The organism is Nocardia sp., assembly GCF_025465275.1.
Taxonomy (GTDB): domain Bacteria; phylum Actinomycetota; class Actinomycetes; order Mycobacteriales; family Mycobacteriaceae; genus Nocardia.
Genome location: NZ_JAODNK010000101.1, coordinates 17,781 through 32,642 on the forward strand (window position 1 = coordinate 17,781; position 14,862 = coordinate 32,642).

The 14,862-nt window shown below is 66.5% G+C and carries 15 protein-coding genes; 1 reads left to right on the top strand and 14 read right to left on the bottom strand.

Going from position 1 to position 14,862, the window contains the following annotated elements; translation table 11 throughout:
* Positions 1 to 117: 117 nt before the first annotated feature.
* The 11 genes from JWN03_RS23880 to JWN03_RS23930 all read right to left on the bottom strand — a co-directional run bounded on the left by JWN03_RS23880 (position 118) and on the right by JWN03_RS23930 (position 10,254).
* A complete protein-coding gene (locus JWN03_RS23880; RefSeq protein ID WP_297619121.1) occupies positions 118 to 1,119 on the bottom strand; it encodes an ABC transporter permease in 1,002 nt (333 codons plus the stop codon).
* Complete coding sequence (locus tag JWN03_RS23885; RefSeq protein ID WP_297619124.1) at positions 1,116 to 2,642, bottom strand: sugar ABC transporter ATP-binding protein; 1,527 nt, start codon at positions 2,640 to 2,642, stop codon at positions 1,116 to 1,118. Before JWN03_RS23885 ends, JWN03_RS23880 begins: the two co-directional genes overlap by 4 nt.
* Before the next feature lie 83 nt (positions 2,643 to 2,725).
* Positions 2,726 to 3,649: a sugar ABC transporter substrate-binding protein gene (locus tag JWN03_RS23890; RefSeq protein WP_297619127.1), complete on the bottom strand. Its 924-nt coding sequence runs from the start codon at positions 3,647 to 3,649 to the stop codon at positions 2,726 to 2,728.
* Positions 3,650 to 3,724: 75 nt separating this feature from the next.
* Positions 3,725 to 4,756, bottom strand: a complete 1,032-nt coding sequence (locus tag JWN03_RS23895; RefSeq protein WP_297619128.1) for a LacI family DNA-binding transcriptional regulator — start codon at positions 4,754 to 4,756, stop codon at positions 3,725 to 3,727.
* A gap of 126 nt (positions 4,757 to 4,882) precedes the next feature.
* Complete coding sequence (gene trmD / locus JWN03_RS23900; protein WP_297619169.1) at positions 4,883 to 5,566, bottom strand: tRNA (guanosine(37)-N1)-methyltransferase TrmD; 684 nt, start codon at positions 5,564 to 5,566, stop codon at positions 4,883 to 4,885.
* A gap of 5 nt (positions 5,567 to 5,571) precedes the next feature.
* On the bottom strand, positions 5,572 to 6,108 hold the full coding sequence (gene rimM / locus JWN03_RS23905; protein ID WP_297619131.1) for a ribosome maturation factor RimM: 537 nt from the start codon (positions 6,106 to 6,108) through the stop codon (positions 5,572 to 5,574).
* Positions 6,109 to 6,351: an RNA-binding protein gene (locus JWN03_RS23910; protein WP_067574801.1), complete on the bottom strand. Its 243-nt coding sequence runs from the start codon at positions 6,349 to 6,351 to the stop codon at positions 6,109 to 6,111.
* Positions 6,351 to 6,797: a 30S ribosomal protein S16 gene (gene rpsP, locus JWN03_RS23915; protein ID WP_297619138.1), complete on the bottom strand. Its 447-nt coding sequence runs from the start codon at positions 6,795 to 6,797 to the stop codon at positions 6,351 to 6,353. Before rpsP ends, JWN03_RS23910 begins: the two co-directional genes overlap by 1 nt.
* A 491-nt stretch (positions 6,798 to 7,288) precedes the next feature.
* On the bottom strand, positions 7,289 to 7,867 hold the full coding sequence (locus JWN03_RS23920) for a Uma2 family endonuclease (RefSeq protein WP_297619141.1): 579 nt from the start codon (positions 7,865 to 7,867) through the stop codon (positions 7,289 to 7,291).
* A 240-nt stretch (positions 7,868 to 8,107) separates the two neighbouring features.
* The gene (locus tag JWN03_RS23925; RefSeq protein ID WP_297619144.1) at positions 8,108 to 9,208 is read right to left on the bottom strand and encodes an amidohydrolase family protein; all 1,101 of its coding nucleotides are present in this window, start codon (positions 9,206 to 9,208) and stop codon (positions 8,108 to 8,110) included.
* Between the two features lie 119 nt (positions 9,209 to 9,327).
* Positions 9,328 to 10,254 carry a LysR family transcriptional regulator gene (locus JWN03_RS23930; protein ID WP_297619147.1) on the bottom strand — a complete coding sequence of 309 codons (927 nt, stop codon included), beginning with the start codon at positions 10,252 to 10,254 and terminating at the stop codon, positions 9,328 to 9,330.
* Positions 10,255 to 10,327: 73 nt separating this feature from the next.
* On the opposite strand from JWN03_RS23930, the gene JWN03_RS23935 reads away from it, so the two are divergent.
* Entirely contained in the window at positions 10,328 to 10,510 is a 183-nt protein-coding gene (locus tag JWN03_RS23935; RefSeq protein ID WP_297619150.1) for a hypothetical protein, read from the top strand.
* Between the two features lie 270 nt (positions 10,511 to 10,780).
* On the opposite strand, the gene ffh is transcribed toward JWN03_RS23935, so the two are convergent.
* From ffh to JWN03_RS23950, 3 genes are all read right to left on the bottom strand, one after another.
* Positions 10,781 to 12,352, bottom strand: coding sequence for a signal recognition particle protein (gene ffh, locus JWN03_RS23940; RefSeq protein ID WP_297619153.1), 1,572 nt, complete (start codon positions 12,350 to 12,352; stop codon positions 10,781 to 10,783).
* Positions 12,353 to 12,426: 74 nt separating this feature from the next.
* On the bottom strand, positions 12,427 to 12,741 hold the full coding sequence (locus JWN03_RS23945; RefSeq protein WP_297619156.1) for a hypothetical protein: 315 nt from the start codon (positions 12,739 to 12,741) through the stop codon (positions 12,427 to 12,429).
* A gap of 156 nt (positions 12,742 to 12,897) precedes the next feature.
* Positions 12,898 to 14,862 (bottom strand): [protein-PII] uridylyltransferase (locus JWN03_RS23950; RefSeq protein ID WP_297619159.1); only part of this gene is annotated, 1,965 nt, incomplete at its 5' end.

Genomic DNA, 14,862 nt, shown 5'->3' on the forward strand with positions numbered 1-14,862 from the left:
GTCCACGCTGACGGGTTCGGAGGCTGTCGTCACGCCCGCAGACACTACCGCCGTCCGCTGACAGCCCGGGACAGTGCCGCACCGAAACGTTGCGGCGACACGCTGTCCTGGGGCCGGTCAGGAGCCGCTGGAGAGTCGGGTCATCAGTTGTTTGCGATAGGAGTCGAGGATGACGGCGACGATGATGACGGTGCCGGTCACCATGGTTCGCTGGAAGTCCGAAACGCCCATGAGCAGCAGGCCGTTGGTCAGCACACCGAGCAGGCAGGCGCCGAGCAGGGTGCCGATCACCGAACCGCGGCCGCCGGACAGGCTGGCGCCGCCGATCACCACGGCGGCAATGGCATTGAGTTCGTAACCCTGGCCGAGGATCGGGCTGGCCACGCCGAGCCGGGCCATATAGATCACGGCGGCCACTCCGACGCACAGTCCGCCGATGACGAAGCAGACGATCTTGATCAGATTGGTTCGGTGGCCCGAAAGTCGCACCGCCTCTTCATTATTGCCCGTCGCGTAGACCAACCGCCCGAAGACGGTGCGGGACAGCACGAACCAGGCCACCGCGACGATCAGCAGCGCCACCGCGAAGACCGCCGGAATACCGGCGACGGTCGCCGTGCCGAAGCTCGTCATCGCGCCGGGCAGGTTGTAGATCGTCCGAGCGCCGGTGTACTGCTCGGCCGCCCCGCGCGCGACATAGAGCATGCCGAGCGTGACGATGAACGACGGCACCCGCCAGCGCTCGGTGACGAAGCCGTTGATCAGGCCGCAGACCGCGCCGATGAGAACGCTGAGGCCGAGGGCGGCCGGAATCGCGGACGAGCCGCCGTTCTCCATCGCCTTGCCCGCCACCACCGCACACAGCGCGATGACCGAACCGACCGAAAGATCGATGCCGCCGACCAGGATCACGAACGTCATGCCCACTGCCAGCACGGTATTGAGCGTGATCTGGGTCATGATGTCGCGAATATTGCCCGTTGTCGCGAAATGCGGTGCGGCAGCGAGGAAGAACGCCGCCAGCGCGACCAGCGCGACACCGATACCGGCCTCGCCGAGCACCTGGCTCAGCACCCGTCCGGCACGGTTGTCGGCGCGCGCCGTGCTGAGAGAAGTCATGCTGCACTGCCGTTCTTCAGATAGCCGGAGTAGGCGAGATTGAGGATGTGTTCCGCGTCGAAATCCGCGCGGCCGACCGCACCGGCGATCCGTCCGGCCGAGAAGACGAGGATGCGGTCGCAGATGCCGATGAGTTCGGACAGATCGGAGGACACCACCAGCACACCCTTGCCCGCATCGGCCAGGTCGAGCAGGAGTTGGTGGATCTCGTAGCGGGCGCCGACATCGATGCCGCGCGTGGGCTCGTCGACTATCAGCAAATCGGCATCGGCGGCCAGCCAGCGACCGAGCACAACCTTCTGCTGATTGCCGCCGGACAGTGATCGAACGGTCTGCTCCGGTCCGCTCGCCTTGATCCGGAGCTTTTCGGAAAGCTCACGGGCAGAGTCGGTTTCGGTCCTCCTCCAGAGTAGCCCCGACCGGCTGACCTTGTCCAGGGAGGCCAGGCTGAGATTCGCGGCGATCGATAGATCCAGTACCAGTCCCTGCGCTTTGCGATCTTCGGTCAGGAAACTGATGCCGCGCCGGACGGCGTCGCGCGGGCTCCTGATCCGCGCATCGCGGCCGCGCACGGAGACGGCGCCGCGCACCGGCCGATCCGCGCCGAAAATCGCGCGCATCGCCTCGGTGCGCCCGGAACCCACGAGTCCCGCGACGCCGACGACCTCACCCGCGCATACGGCGAACGAGATCGGTGGTGTCCGCGCCGCGACGGAAAGGTCACTGACGCACAGTATTTCGTCCCCCCTGGGCCGCGCGGTGACCGGCGGGAACTCGGCAGCCAGGTCACGCCCGACCATCATGCGGACCAAACCCGGAATGTCGATATCGGCGATCTCACGCGCGGCGACGCTGGTTCCATTGCGCAGCACCGTGACTCGGTCGCCGATCTCGAAGATCTCGTCGAGGTGATGGGAGATGAAGATGATCGCGACACCATCCGTTCTGAGCCGGCGCATCACCTTGAACAGTGTCGCGGTCTCGCGCGGGGTGAGCGTCGAGGTCGGCTCATCCATGATCAGCAGCCGACATTCGGTGGACAGCGCCTTGGCGATCTCGATCAACTGCTGTTGCGCAATGCCCAGCCGGCCGACCGGGATATCCGGTGACACCTCGAGGCCGACCTGTTCGAGCAGGCTCTCGGCGCGCACCCGCATGGCGCGGCGGTCGACAATGCCGAACCGGCGCGGCAGGTGCTGCAAGAAGAGGTTCTCGGCGACCGTGAGGGCCGGTAGCAGCGCCAATTCCTGGTGTACGACCTGGATTCCGGCGCGCAGTGCGGCGGCGGTATCGGCGGGGTGGTGCTCGGCGCCACCGATAATCATCCGGCCCGCGTCCGGCTGTTCCACGCCCGCAAGGCATTTCACCAGCGTCGATTTGCCCGCACCGTTTTCGCCTATCAGCACGTGGATTTCACCGGCGCGGACGCTCAGGTCCACACCACCCAGGGCGGTGACGCCCGGATAGCGCTTGGTCAAACCGGCGATCTGGAGGAGGGCGCCGGTCTCTGGCTCGGGGTTCATACTGCTCCCAGTGATCTCGGGATATGCCGGGGTGGAGTCGATTCCGATCGGCTCCACCCCGGCCGTTGTCCGCGTCGGGCCCCTCACGCCCCGGCGGTGACGACGTTCATCCGGGTCTTCTGCCACCCGGTGACGGGCTGGCCGCCGATCAACTGCATGGCGACGTCGATACCGTCACCCGCCTGCTCGGAGCCGAATTGGTCGAGGGTCGCCAGCATCGGGCCGTTCTGCAGGAACGTCTTCACGGCCGGAATATTGTCGATGGAAACAACTTTGACGTTCGCGTGCCGCTCCTGAACGACCTTGATGACGCCCAGCGCCATGGAATCATTGGAGGCCATCACGCCCTGGATATCCGGGTGCGCGGTGAGCATATTGCCGAAAACGGTGTAGGCCTCGTCGGTTTCCCAGTGCGCGGTCCTGGAATCGAGCAGGTTCAGGGTCGACTCGCCGATGGTGTCGTTGAAGCCGTTCTTCCGTTGCAGCGCATTGTCCGCACCGGGATTACCCTCCAGCACAACAACTTTGCCGCCCGGTCCGACGGCCTTGGCCAGCACGTCACCGACCTGCTTGGCCCCGGCCCGATTGTCCGGGCCGACCAGTGGGATCTGCACACCGGCCGCCGCGAGCGCATCGGGGTCGAGCGCGACGTCGATATTGACAACCTTGATACCGGCCCTACCTGCCTTGACCACCGACTGCACCAGCGCCTTCGAATCGGCCGGCGCGATGACAATGGCCTGTACCTGCTGGGTGATGCACTTGTCGACCAGAGCGATCTGCCCGTCGACATCGGTCTCGTTCTGAATGCCGGCGGTCTGCAGGTCGAGCGTGCCGAGCTTGTCGACGTGTTCCTTGGCGCCCTTCTGCATCTGCTGGAAGTACTCGTTGGCGAGCGACTTCATGATCAGGCAGACCGTGGGCTTGCCATTGGCATTCGTGGCCGGGCTCGATGTCGTCGATTCGGTGCCACAGGCGCTGAGCGCCGCCGTGGTCGCCGCGGTCACGACAGCGAGTACCAACCTTGTGCTTCTTCGCATTTCGGGTAACCCTCTCTTGTTGGAGCTATGTCAGACGAGGCGCTACCCGATGGCCGAATCGCCGCCGAGCGGATCGGGGCACCCGCAGGATCCGCGCGCGACGAGCGTGGTGGCATGGGTGATCCGGCTCGGCGCGAGTGCGGGATCGGCGATCTTGGCCAAGAGCCACTCGACCGCCGAGCGGCCCAGACTCTCGAAGGGCTGCCGCATGGTGGTGAGCGCGGGCACCGTGTAGGCGCTGCCCTCAATACCGTCGAAGGCGCAGATCGCCAGGTCCTGCGGGACCCGCAGGCCCAGCTCGGCAGCGGCGCGCAGGACGCCGAGCGCCTGCTCATCGCTGGCCACGAACAGCGCTTCGGGACGGTCCGTCCGGGCCAGCAGCGCCCGGCCCGCGCGATATCCGTGCGCCCGGCCGAAGGCCGCATGCACCAGCATGCCGTCCTCCGGACCCTGCCCGGCGTCGGCGAGCGCCCGCCGCCATCCCACGACACGTTCCACCGTCGGATGGATGCCCGCCAGGCCCGAGATACATCCGATCCGCGTAAACCCGTGGTCCAGTAGGTGTTTCGTCGCCGCGTAGGCACCGCCCGCATTGTCGACCAGGACGTGCGAAGCGCCCGGCAACTCGATTTCGCGATCCAGCACCAGGCGCGGGACGGTCGTCCCGGAGAGTTCGGTGACCCAGCTGCCGGCCCCGTGCGCGGGAGCGACGATCAGCCCGTCGACCTGCCGGTCGATCAGTATCCGGATGTAGGCGGCCTCACGCTCGTCATTGTCGACGGCATTGCCGAGCAGCAGCACGTACCCGGCCTCGAACGCGACATCCTCGATGGCCCTGGCGAGTTCGGCGAAGAAGGGGTTCGAGTTGTCCGGCACGACGAGCCCGAGCGTCATGGTCCGCGAGGTCTTCAGCGACCGGGCGACCGCATTGGGCCGATATCCCAATTCCGCGATGGCGGCGACGATTCGGGCCCGGGTGGCCGGCGCCACCCCGCGTGGCCCGTCATTGAGCACGTAACTGACCATGGCTTCCGACGTTCCCGCCAGTTGCGCCACATCGCGCCGCGTCACCATATCGACCTCAATCAACTCGTGTTGATTGAGGAGTATGCAGTGGGTCACACTGGGACGGCAGGGAATCCGGCGAAAAAGTTTCCACGGATATTCCGGCGCACGCTCCGCCGTTTACCGCGGCGGGGCTCAGTCCGGCGGGAGGAGGTCCGGGCGGCGTTCGCGCGTGCGCTCCAGGGACTGCTCGCGGCGCCAGGCGTCGATCTTGGCGTGATTGCCGGACAGCAGGATGTCCGGGACGTCCAGGTCGCGCCAGGAGACGGGGCGGGTGTAACTGGGGCCTTCGAGCAGGCCGTCGGAGAACGAATCCTGTTCGTGGGATTGCTGATTGCCGAGCACGCCGGGAATGAGACGCACAATGGCTTCGGTCATGACCAGGACCGCGGCCTCGCCGCCGATCAGTACGTAGTCGCCGATGCTGACTTCCTCGACGCGGACGCGCCGGGCGGCATCATCGAAAACACGCTGATCGATGCCTTCGTAGCGACCGCACGCGAAGACCAGATGCTTTTCGGCAGACCAGCTTTCGGCCATGGCCTGGGTGAACGGGCGACCCGCCGGGGTGGGAACCACCAGCAGCGCGTCGTCCGGGCACACCTCGTCGAGGGCGGCGCCCCATACGGTCGGCTTCATGACCATGCCCGGTCCGCCGCCGTACGGGGTGTCGTCCACGGCCTTGTGCACATCGTGCGTCCAGCCGCGCAGATCGTGCACGCCGACTTCCAGGATGCCCTTGTCGATTGCCTTGCCCAGCAGGGCAGTTCGCAGCGGCTCCAGGTATTCCGGGAAGATCGTGACGACGTCGATGCGCATCGTGCTCACTCCGGATCCAGCAGGCCTTCGGGCGGGTCGATCACGATGAGGGCGTCGGCGAGGGAGACGGTCGGCACCATGGCACTCACGAAGGGCACCAGGATCTCTCGGCCCGCGGGCGGGAAGCCCGAGGCCGCGGTGATCGAAAGCAGCTCTCCCGCAGCCGAATGCAGTACTTCCTTGACCGTGCCCACGACCGTGCCGTCACCGAGTTGCACGGTGAGGCCTTCGAGTTCGTGGTCGTAGTACTCGTCCGAATCCTGCGAGGGCGGCAGATCGGCGGTGTCGACGACAAAAAGCATGCCGCGCAACCCGTCTGCCACAGTGCGATCGTCGAGCCCTTCCAGACGTACGAGAAGTCGGCCCGAGTGCTCCCGGGCCGACTCCACTACGTACTGCTGCGTCTGCTTCGCGCGCGGCAGCCGGCCCTTCAGGGCGGTGCCGGGCGCGAAACGCAGATCAGGCTCGTCGGTACGGACTTCTACGACGAGTTCGCCGCGCACACCGTGCGACTTGGCGACCCGACCGACGACAAGTTCCATCTACTGATCCGTGTCGACCACGTCGACGCGAATGCCCTTACCGCCGATACCGGCGACGAGGGTGCGCAGCGCGGTCGCGGTACGACCACCGCGACCGATCACCTTGCCCAGATCGTCGGGGTGCACATGCACCTCGACGGTCCGGCCACGACGGCTGGTGATCAGCTCGACGTGGACATCGTCCGGATTGGCGACGATGCCGCGAACCAGGTGTTCGACGGCATCGGCGACGACGGCTGTCATTACTCGGCGGCCGGGGTCTCGGTCGCCTCAGAGGCAGCCTCGGCGGCCTCTTCCTTCTTGGCGGCCTTCTTCTTCGGGGTGATGGCCTCGGCGACCGGCTCGCTGTCAGCGGAAGCCAGCGCGGCGTTGAAGAGGTCGAGCTTGGAGGTCTTCGGCGCCTTGACCTTCAGGGTGCCCTCCTGGCCCGGCAGACCCTTGAACTTCTGCCAGTCACCGGTGATCTCCAGCAGACGCTGCACCGGCTCGTTCGGCTGCGCGCCGACGCCCAGCCAGTACTGCGCGCGCTCGGAGTTGATCTCGATGAGCGAGGGCTCTTCCTTCGGCTGGTAGATGCCGATGGACTCGATGGCCCGGCCGTCGCGACGGGTGCGCGCGTCGGCGACCACGATGCGGTACTGGGGGTTGCGGATCTTGCCCATGCGGGTCAGCTTGATGCGAACAGCCATTAGCTGTGCCTTTCGGTGGCGGCCGCCCATGGGGCAGCCTGGTTGGTCACGGCCGCAATTCAGCAGTCCACGCGGGGTGGACCCGGTTTTGCGTTGAGTGTGTGACCGCCGCGCGGAACGTATCCGGAGACGGGCTTCACTGTTCTCGATGAGAACGGTGGTCCATTCTGCCAGACCGGTCCCCGCCCGAAGAAATCGCCCTCACCCGGAGACGACTCACGAGCATCCGGAGACGACACAGCCCATCGGAGCCCGCGCGACTCCGATGGGCTGCCGACCGTTTCCGGTCGCTAGTTGCCCGAGCTACCGGATGTCAGCAGCTTCACGACCAGACCGGCCAGCACGGCAGTCAGGAAGTTCTCGGCAGAACCCATAGGTCATTCTCCTCATCAGGTTGGAACCAAAACATGTGAAGCATGACCTATTCACTTCATGAGCGCAGGCAAATCGCAAGGTCGGCACGCGAAAACGTCGAACCTATCGCCGCAAACTCAGCGCAACGAGGCGGTATCCACCACGACCGGCACCGGACCCGGCGCGTTCACGGTCTCCCCGGACGCGGCGTAGACCTCCTGCCGGTAGCCGGTCTCTCCGAGCCGATATCCACAGAACTTGGCCGGCTGGCCCTGCGGCAGTTCCACAATCCAGAGGTAGGGAACCCGCGCTGCGGCATAGCCCGCGATCTTCGTATCGCGCTCTTCACGGGTATTTCCCGGCGACCAGACCTCGACCGCCAAAACGAGCTCGTCCGCCTCGTAACTGGTCCGATCGATATCGGCGGCAACGATCGCGACATCAGGAATCACGCCGGTACGAAACGCGGTACTGATCTTGACCGCGACGCCGGGGAGCACCCGTAAATCGCTCCGCCCAGCAGCTCGGATGGCATCACGAAGGGCAACAAAAAGCTCGCCGGCCGCGTATTGATGCGACCCGGTAGGCGCGGGCGTCATGGAGAGGTACCCCAGAATCAGCTCGAGACGAGACCCATCGGACGGCTGCTCTTCGGCTAGCCAGTCTTCCACTGTCGTCTGTCCCAGGGGATGGATCATCGAAACCTCGGCGGTCATCGTCATTTCCGTTCGATCGTGTCGCCTACGAGCTCCCGGGTGATGCTCGATCACCCTCGATCGAGAACCATTGTTGCACGTCACCAGGCATGCAGGGTGTCAAGCAGCCCCCTTCGGGAAGCCGGCGCGGTGACCAGGCGGGTGGAGACCCAGGGGCCGCCCCACCACCTGCGCCACCCGAGGCTGCGCCGGGTGACGTCGGCGGTGCGCGCCGAAACACCCGCTGTCGATGGCATCCGCTCAGCGGTGGCCGGTGACCGGATCGCGGCGGTCGTAGGCGCGGCCGCGTAGCACCACCCAGGATGGAGTCGACAGCACGTGCGGGCTGGTGCGCGGATCCTCCTGGTAGACAACAAAATCCGCCGGAGCACCGGGTTCGATACCGGTGCGGCCGAGCCAGGTGCGGGCATTCCAGGAGGAGGCTCCCAGGGCGTCGTGCGGGGAGAAGCCCGCGACCATGAGTGCGGTGATCTCATCCGCTATGCGACCGTGCGGGATGGAGCCGCCAGCATCGGTGCCGGTGTAGATCGGAACGCCGGCATCGTGCGCCTTGGCGACGGTTTCGCGGGAGCGGCGGTGCAGATCGCGCATATGGGCGGCGTAGACGGGGAATTTGCCTGCGCTGTCGGCGATTTCGGGGAAGGTGTCGATATTGACGAGGGTGGGCACCAGGGCGGTGCCGTGCGCGACCATCATTTCTATGGTCTCGTCGGTGAGGCCGGTGCCGTGTTCGATGCAGTCGATACCCGCGTCGAGCAGGCCGTACAGCGCGTCCTCACCGAAGACGTGTGCCGTGACGCGGGCGCCTTCACGATGCGCGGCGTCGATGGATTCCTTGAGAATGGTGTCGGACCACAGCGGGGCCAGATCCCCCACCGAGCGGTCGATCCAATCACCGACGATCTTGACCCAGCCGTCGCCGCGGCGGGCCTGTTCGGCAATGATCTCCGGGAGGTCGCGTTCGTCCTCGAGTTCGATGCCGAGTTCCCGGATATAGCGGCGCGGCCGGGCAATATGGCGGCCCGCGCGAATAATCTTCGGCAGATCTTCGCGGTCGTCGATGAAACGGGTGTCGATGGGCGAGCCGGCATCGCGCAGTAGCAGCGCGCCCGCATCACGTTCGACCTCGGCCTGTGCGATCGCGCCCGCGGAATCCTCGTCTCCGCCACCGTATTTGATGCCGACGTGGCAGTGCGCGTCGACCAGTCCGGGCACGATCCAGCCGGACGCGTGCACCGTCTCGGCATCGGCAATCGGTTCGTAGGAGATGACGCCGTCATGGACCCACAGATCCCGCATATCCCCGTCCGGCAGCACCACTCCGCGAAAATGCAGACGCATTATCGGCCTCCTCGCCACGCACGCTGTGCCCCGACACAAACCCTGCTCCACTACAAACTACTGCGCCCCGCTCCGCAAGAACTCGCGCGGCCTCGCACCCCCGGAACCCGCGTGTCCCGCTATTCGCCGAGCACGGTGATATCGGCGCGCTCCCGGCACACCGCACGGAGCGCGGCGATCCCGGCCGCGATGACGGGGTGATCGGCAGAGCCCCGACGCACCGCGACGAGATGTCGCCGAACGGGCACGGCGTCGCCCCGAAGCGGCACCCGCACCACCGCCAGCTCCGGCGGCGTCAAGGCCAGCCGCGCGATCAGGCTCACGCCGAAACCATGCGCGACCATGGCCGCAACGCCGACGAAATGCACTGCCTCCCCGGCGATTCGGGGTGTGAAGCCTGCGGCGGCACAGGCGGCCGACACCACCAGGGAGTGGGTAATCCAGTCCCGCCCGGTGATCCAGGGCTCCTCCGCCGCCTCGATCAGCGAGACAGCGGACCGCCCCGCGAGCCGATGCCCGGCCGGAACCAGCAGATCCATCGGCTCGGCGAGCAGCGGGCGCTGCTCGAACCGCGGATCGTCCGGGCTGGGGCTGCCGGGCGCGGGCAGGACGACGGCGATATCGCAGTCCCCGGCCAGCAGCAGCTCGAAACAGTGGGTGCTCTCGTCCTCGATCAGTGAAACGGTCAAGCGCGGATGCGTGTCCCGCAGCCGCGCGGCCGCCGGAGCCACTACGGCCGCGAGAGCGGTCGGCATGGCACTCAACCGCAGCGTGCCCGCGATCCCCGCACGGTGAGCGGCCAGCTCCGCCCGCGCCAGCTCCCCCTGCGCCGCAAGCAGATCCGCATGCCGCAGCAGCGCATGCGCGGCCGGCGTGAGCTGCACCCGCCGCCCGACGTGCTCGAGCAATTCCACATCGAAATCCCTGGCCAGCCCCCGCAACTGCTGCGACACCGTCGATGGCGTGAGGTGCAGCGCCGCCGCGGTCGCGGTCACCGTCCCCTGCTCGCGCAGCACCCGCAACGACTGCAATCGTGGATCGATCATGTGGACATTCCACACGATTCGATGCGGAATTATTCGATGGACCGCAGGTGCCGCCGCCCCGAAGACTCGAAACATGACCGGATCAAACGAGCACTGCGGAACCTGCGGATGGCCCACCACCCAGCCCCTGACCACGATCTCCCGCCACCACACCTCCGAAGGCCTGGTCACCTACACCCGCTGCGCCTGCGGCACCGTCCGAATGTGGCTGTCCCCCACCACCTTCACCACACCCCACCAGGCAGGACACCCCTGAGCCACAAACACACACCTCGGTCACCAACCACCCAAAAGCCCCCTCCCCCGCGCCCCGCTCCCCCGCGTCGCGCACACCAGGCCTGGACGAGTGATCACCAGGAAATGACGGCGGCATCGCCCGAGAAAGGCCCGCCACCAGTTCCTGGTGATCATGAATGCGCGGGTCGGAGCGTAATCGGGTGCCCGAATTGGTGTCGCGAATGGCTTTCGATGCCACTCGGCCCCGTCGCGGTGCGACGGGGCCGAGTGGTGAATCCGGGTGCGGGAGTTACTTCTTCGGGAAGTTCAGCTTGGAGAGGTCGAAACCTTCCAGGCCCGGGGGGAGTTCGTTGAGGCCTTCGGGGAGGTTGGAGATATCCGGCATGCCGCCGGGCATGCCTCCGGGGAGGCCGGGCATGCCGGGGAAGCCGCCGCGCATCTTCGGCGGGGTGGGGCCGCGGCCGCCCTTTTTGCCCTTCTTGCCTTTGCCTTTTTTGTTATTGCCGCCGCGCGCGCCGGGGAGCCCGAACTGGCGGCTCATGGCGCCCATCATCTTCTTGGCTTCGAAGAAGCGGTCGACGAGTTGGTTGACCTCGGAGACCGCGACGCCGGAACCGTTCGCGATGCGCAGGCGGCGGGAAGCGTTGATGATCTTCGGATTGTCGCGCTCGGTGGGCGTCATGCCGCGAATGATGGCCTGCACCCGGTCGAGCTGCTTGTCGTCGACCTGAGCCAGCACGTCCTTCATCTGCCCCGCGCCCGGCAGCATGCCGAGCAGGTTGCCGATCGGGCCCATCTTGCGGATGGCGAGCATCTGCTCGAGGAAGTCCTCGAGGGTGAGCTCACCGGAGCCGATCTTGCGGGCGGCTTCCTCGGCCTGCTGTGCGTCGTAGACCTGTTCGGCCTGCTCGATCAGGGTGAGCAGATCGCCCATGCCGAGAATGCGGCTGGCCATGCGGTCGGGGTGGAAGACGTCGAAGTCTTCGAGCTTCTCACCGGTGGAGGCGAAAAGGATGGGGCGCCCGGTGATTTCACGCACCGACAGCGCCGCGCCACCGCGGGCGTCACCGTCGAGCTTGGTGAGCACAACACCGGTGAAGCCGACTCCGTCGCGGAAGGCTTCGGCCGTGGTGACCGCGTCCTGACCGATCATGGAGTCGAGGACGAAGAGGATCTCGTCGGGGTTCACGGCATCGCGAATGCCCGAGGCCTGCGTCATGAGCTCGGCATCGATACCGAGACGACCGGCGGTATCGACGATGACGATGTCGTACTGCTTGGACTTGGCCTCTTCGATACCGCGCCGGGCCACATCCACCGGATCGGCCGCAGAAACACCGAGCGGATTGTCACCACCGCCGATGGAGGTGCCCGGATTGGGCGCGAACACCGGCACACCGGCGCGTTCGCCCACCACCTGGAGCTGGGTGACAGCGCCGGGCCGCTGGAGGTCACAGGCGACGAGCAGCGGCTGATGCCCCTGGCCCTTCAGCCATTTCGCGAGCTTGCCCGCGAGCGTGGTCTTACCGGCGCCCTGCAAACCCGCCAGCATGATGACGGTGGGCGGATTCTTGGCGTACTGCAGTCGCCGGGTCTCGCCGCCGAGGATGCCGACAAGCTCCTCGTTGACGATTTTGACGACCTGCTGGGCCGGGTTCAGCGCCCCGGAGACCTCCGCGCCTTTGGCGCGCTCCTTGATCTTGGCGATGAACGTGCGCACCACCGGCAGCGCCACGTCCGCTTCGAGGAGGGCGAGGCGGATCTCCCGGGCGGTCGCATCGATATCCGCCGGAGACAGGCGCCCCTTCCCGCGCAGATCCTTGAGGGCACCGGCCAGCCGGTCGGAAAGGGATTCGAACACCGATGCTCCTGATCTCGAGGGACGTCACTCGAGATACCAGGGTAGTGGGATCTGCGGTGAGCTGTTATTCCAGACTATTCGAGGCTGCGCGGGCGCGGCTTGGTGGAGGGTCGGCGGAGGGCGTGCGGCTCGCTCGCGACCATGCCGACCGCCTCACGCGCGGTGAGCCCGAGTTCGAGGGCGAGACCGTCGAGGGTGATCCATTCCGAGTCGGTGATCGGCGGCATCGTCACCGTGCCGGCAATGGTCATGGCGGTCACCGCCTGCTGACCGGAGAGGGTGCGGCCGGGCAGCCAGGAAACCACCCAGCGATCGCCACCTACGCAGCGCGCTATATGCGGGGTCAAATCGCTCGTCATCATCGACGCCGAAACAACTTCTATTGCCACCGACCAGCTCCCCTCATACGCGCGACAGCATTGGTTGAGGGCGATATTAGGGGGCAACGCCGACCGCTAGATCGGTATTTCAGCAAATTACGTGCAACGATCGGATTAACTGGCAAACGTACGGTTTGCCAGTTAATCCAGCAACCTGGCGACCGGTCAGAAAACCGAGGTTGATCCTATTTCCGTGTCCGATTCGGGCGTTTTCTTCGGTTGTTGCGGAGGCACCACAGAAAGCACCGCCGCTTCGATTTCCGCTCGGCGTTCCGGCGTGTCGGAGGCGCCCAGATCCAGGTAGAACGAGTCCACCACCGCCGCCCCGAGGGTGACCACCTTCGCCCACGACACATTTACATCGCATTCTGCGAAAGCGGCCGCCAAACGACTCAGTAAACCGATACGATCCTCCGCGCGCAATTCCAGTAGTACTCGTCCGGGTTCCGCCGTTTCCACCCAAATCACGCGCGGCTCCGCCTGCGCAAACGGACTTCGCTGGGTTCCGCCGGCTTCCCGTTCCTTGCGCGCGAGCACCGAAACCAAGTCCAGATCTCCGTTTATCGCCCTGATCAATTCCTGGCGCAACAGACCCGGATCCGGCGGATCACCGAAACGCGGCGCGACCACAAAGGTGTCGATCGCCGAAGCGCCGACGCTCACCAGTTCGGCCGACAGCACCCGCAGCGAATGCAGGGCCAGGATTCCGGCCGCATCCGAGAGCAGGCCCGCGGTATCCGGCGCGACCACGGTGACGATATGGGTGTAGCGGCCGTCTCCCGGCTTCAATTCCACATGCACGCCGCCGTTTTCGGCACGAACGCGCAGATCTTCCGGAATCGGCTCGGGTTGCGGCAGTTCTTCCCCCGCCATGGACAACCGGCAGCGGCGTACCAGATCGCCGATGAGCGAGGCCTTCCAGTCGTTCCAGACGCCCGGCCCGGTGGCCAGCGAATCGGCCTCCGCGAGCGCGTGCAGCAATTCCAGCAGCAGCGGATCGCCGTCCAGAGCCTCGACCACCGCTTTCACGGTGTCCGGGTCGGAGATATCGCGGCGGGTCGCGGTATCGGGCAGCAGCAGATGCTGCCGCACCATGGCTGAGAGCATGCGCACATCCGACGGCCACAGGCCGAGCCGCCGGCCGATGGAGGTGGCCAGTTCCGCGCCGACCACACTGTGATCCTCCGTGCGCCCCTTGCCGATATCGTGCAGCAGCGCGCCGATGAGCAGCAGATCCGGGCGGGCCACGCGGGTGGAGAGCGCACCGGCCTGCGCGACGGCCTCCATGAGGTGCCGGTCGACGGTCCAGGTGTGCATGGCATCGCGCGGCGGCAGATCCCGCACCACGCCCCACTCCGGAAAGAGCCTGCCCCACAAGCCTGTTCGGTCGAGGGCTTCGATCGCGTCGATGGTGCCGCGGCCCGCACCCAACAGCACCAGCAGGTCGTTGAGCGCTTCCTTGGGCCACGGCTCGCGTAGCTCGGGCGCATCCTCGGAGAGACGGTTCAAAGTTGTTGCGGACATGGGCAATCCGGTCTGCGCGGACGCCGCGGCCACCCGCAGTATCAGTCCGGGATCACGCTGCGGCCGCGCATCGCGCGCCAGCACCACCTCGCCGGAGTGCTCAACCACCCCCTCATCGAGTGGTCGGCGCACCGGCATGCGGCGCAGGCGGGCGAGTCCGCGGCGCGGCAATGCGTTTGCCGCGGTCCGCAATCCGACATCGGTCGAATAGCTGACGGTCCGGGCCGCATCGCTGAGCGTGCGGGCGAGATCGAAGCGGTCACCGATGCGCAGGGCGGCGCCGATCTCATCGGCATCCTGGGCGCGCAATTGGTCGCGGGCGCGACCGGCGACCCGGTGCAGTTCGGTACGAACGTCCAGCAATCGGCGGTGCGCCTGCTTCAGCCCGCCGCCCGGCACATCCGGACCGAGCCCCGGCATGGCGTCGGTCAGCTGTGCGATGGCGAGGGCGTCCAGCAGTTGGATATCGCGCAGTCCGCCGCGGCCGTTCTTGAGATCGGGTTCGGCGCGATGCGCGATCTCTCCGCTACGGCGCCAACGGGTTTCGGCTTGCGCGATGAGCCCGTCGAACCGGGAGCGGACCCCGGAGCGCCAGTCCCGCCGCAC

Excerpts from the sequence above, each read along its gene's own strand:
- JWN03_RS23880 (WP_297619121.1), bottom strand. The coding sequence starts at position 1,119 with ATGACTTCTCTCAGCACGGCGCGCGCCGACAACCGTGCCGGACGGGTG.
- JWN03_RS23885 (WP_297619124.1), bottom strand. The coding sequence starts at position 2,642 with ATGAACCCCGAGCCAGAGACCGGCGCCCTCCTCCAGATCGCCGGTTTG.
- JWN03_RS23895 (WP_297619128.1), bottom strand. The coding sequence starts at position 4,756 with ATGGTGACGCGGCGCGATGTGGCGCAACTGGCGGGAACGTCGGAAGCC.
- trmD (WP_297619169.1), bottom strand. The coding sequence starts at position 5,566 with ATGCGCATCGACGTCGTCACGATCTTCCCGGAATACCTGGAGCCGCTG.
- rimM (WP_297619131.1), bottom strand. The coding sequence starts at position 6,108 with ATGGAACTTGTCGTCGGTCGGGTCGCCAAGTCGCACGGTGTGCGCGGC.
- JWN03_RS23910 (WP_067574801.1), bottom strand. The coding sequence starts at position 6,351 with ATGACAGCCGTCGTCGCCGATGCCGTCGAACACCTGGTTCGCGGCATC.
- rpsP (WP_297619138.1), bottom strand. The coding sequence starts at position 6,797 with ATGGCTGTTCGCATCAAGCTGACCCGCATGGGCAAGATCCGCAACCCC.
- JWN03_RS23920 (WP_297619141.1), bottom strand. The coding sequence starts at position 7,867 with ATGACCGCCGAGGTTTCGATGATCCATCCCCTGGGACAGACGACAGTG.
- JWN03_RS23925 (WP_297619144.1), bottom strand. The coding sequence starts at position 9,208 with ATGCGTCTGCATTTTCGCGGAGTGGTGCTGCCGGACGGGGATATGCGG.
- JWN03_RS23930 (WP_297619147.1), bottom strand. The coding sequence starts at position 10,254 with ATGATCGATCCACGATTGCAGTCGTTGCGGGTGCTGCGCGAGCAGGGG.
- JWN03_RS23935 (WP_297619150.1), top strand. The coding sequence starts at position 10,328 with ATGACCGGATCAAACGAGCACTGCGGAACCTGCGGATGGCCCACCACC.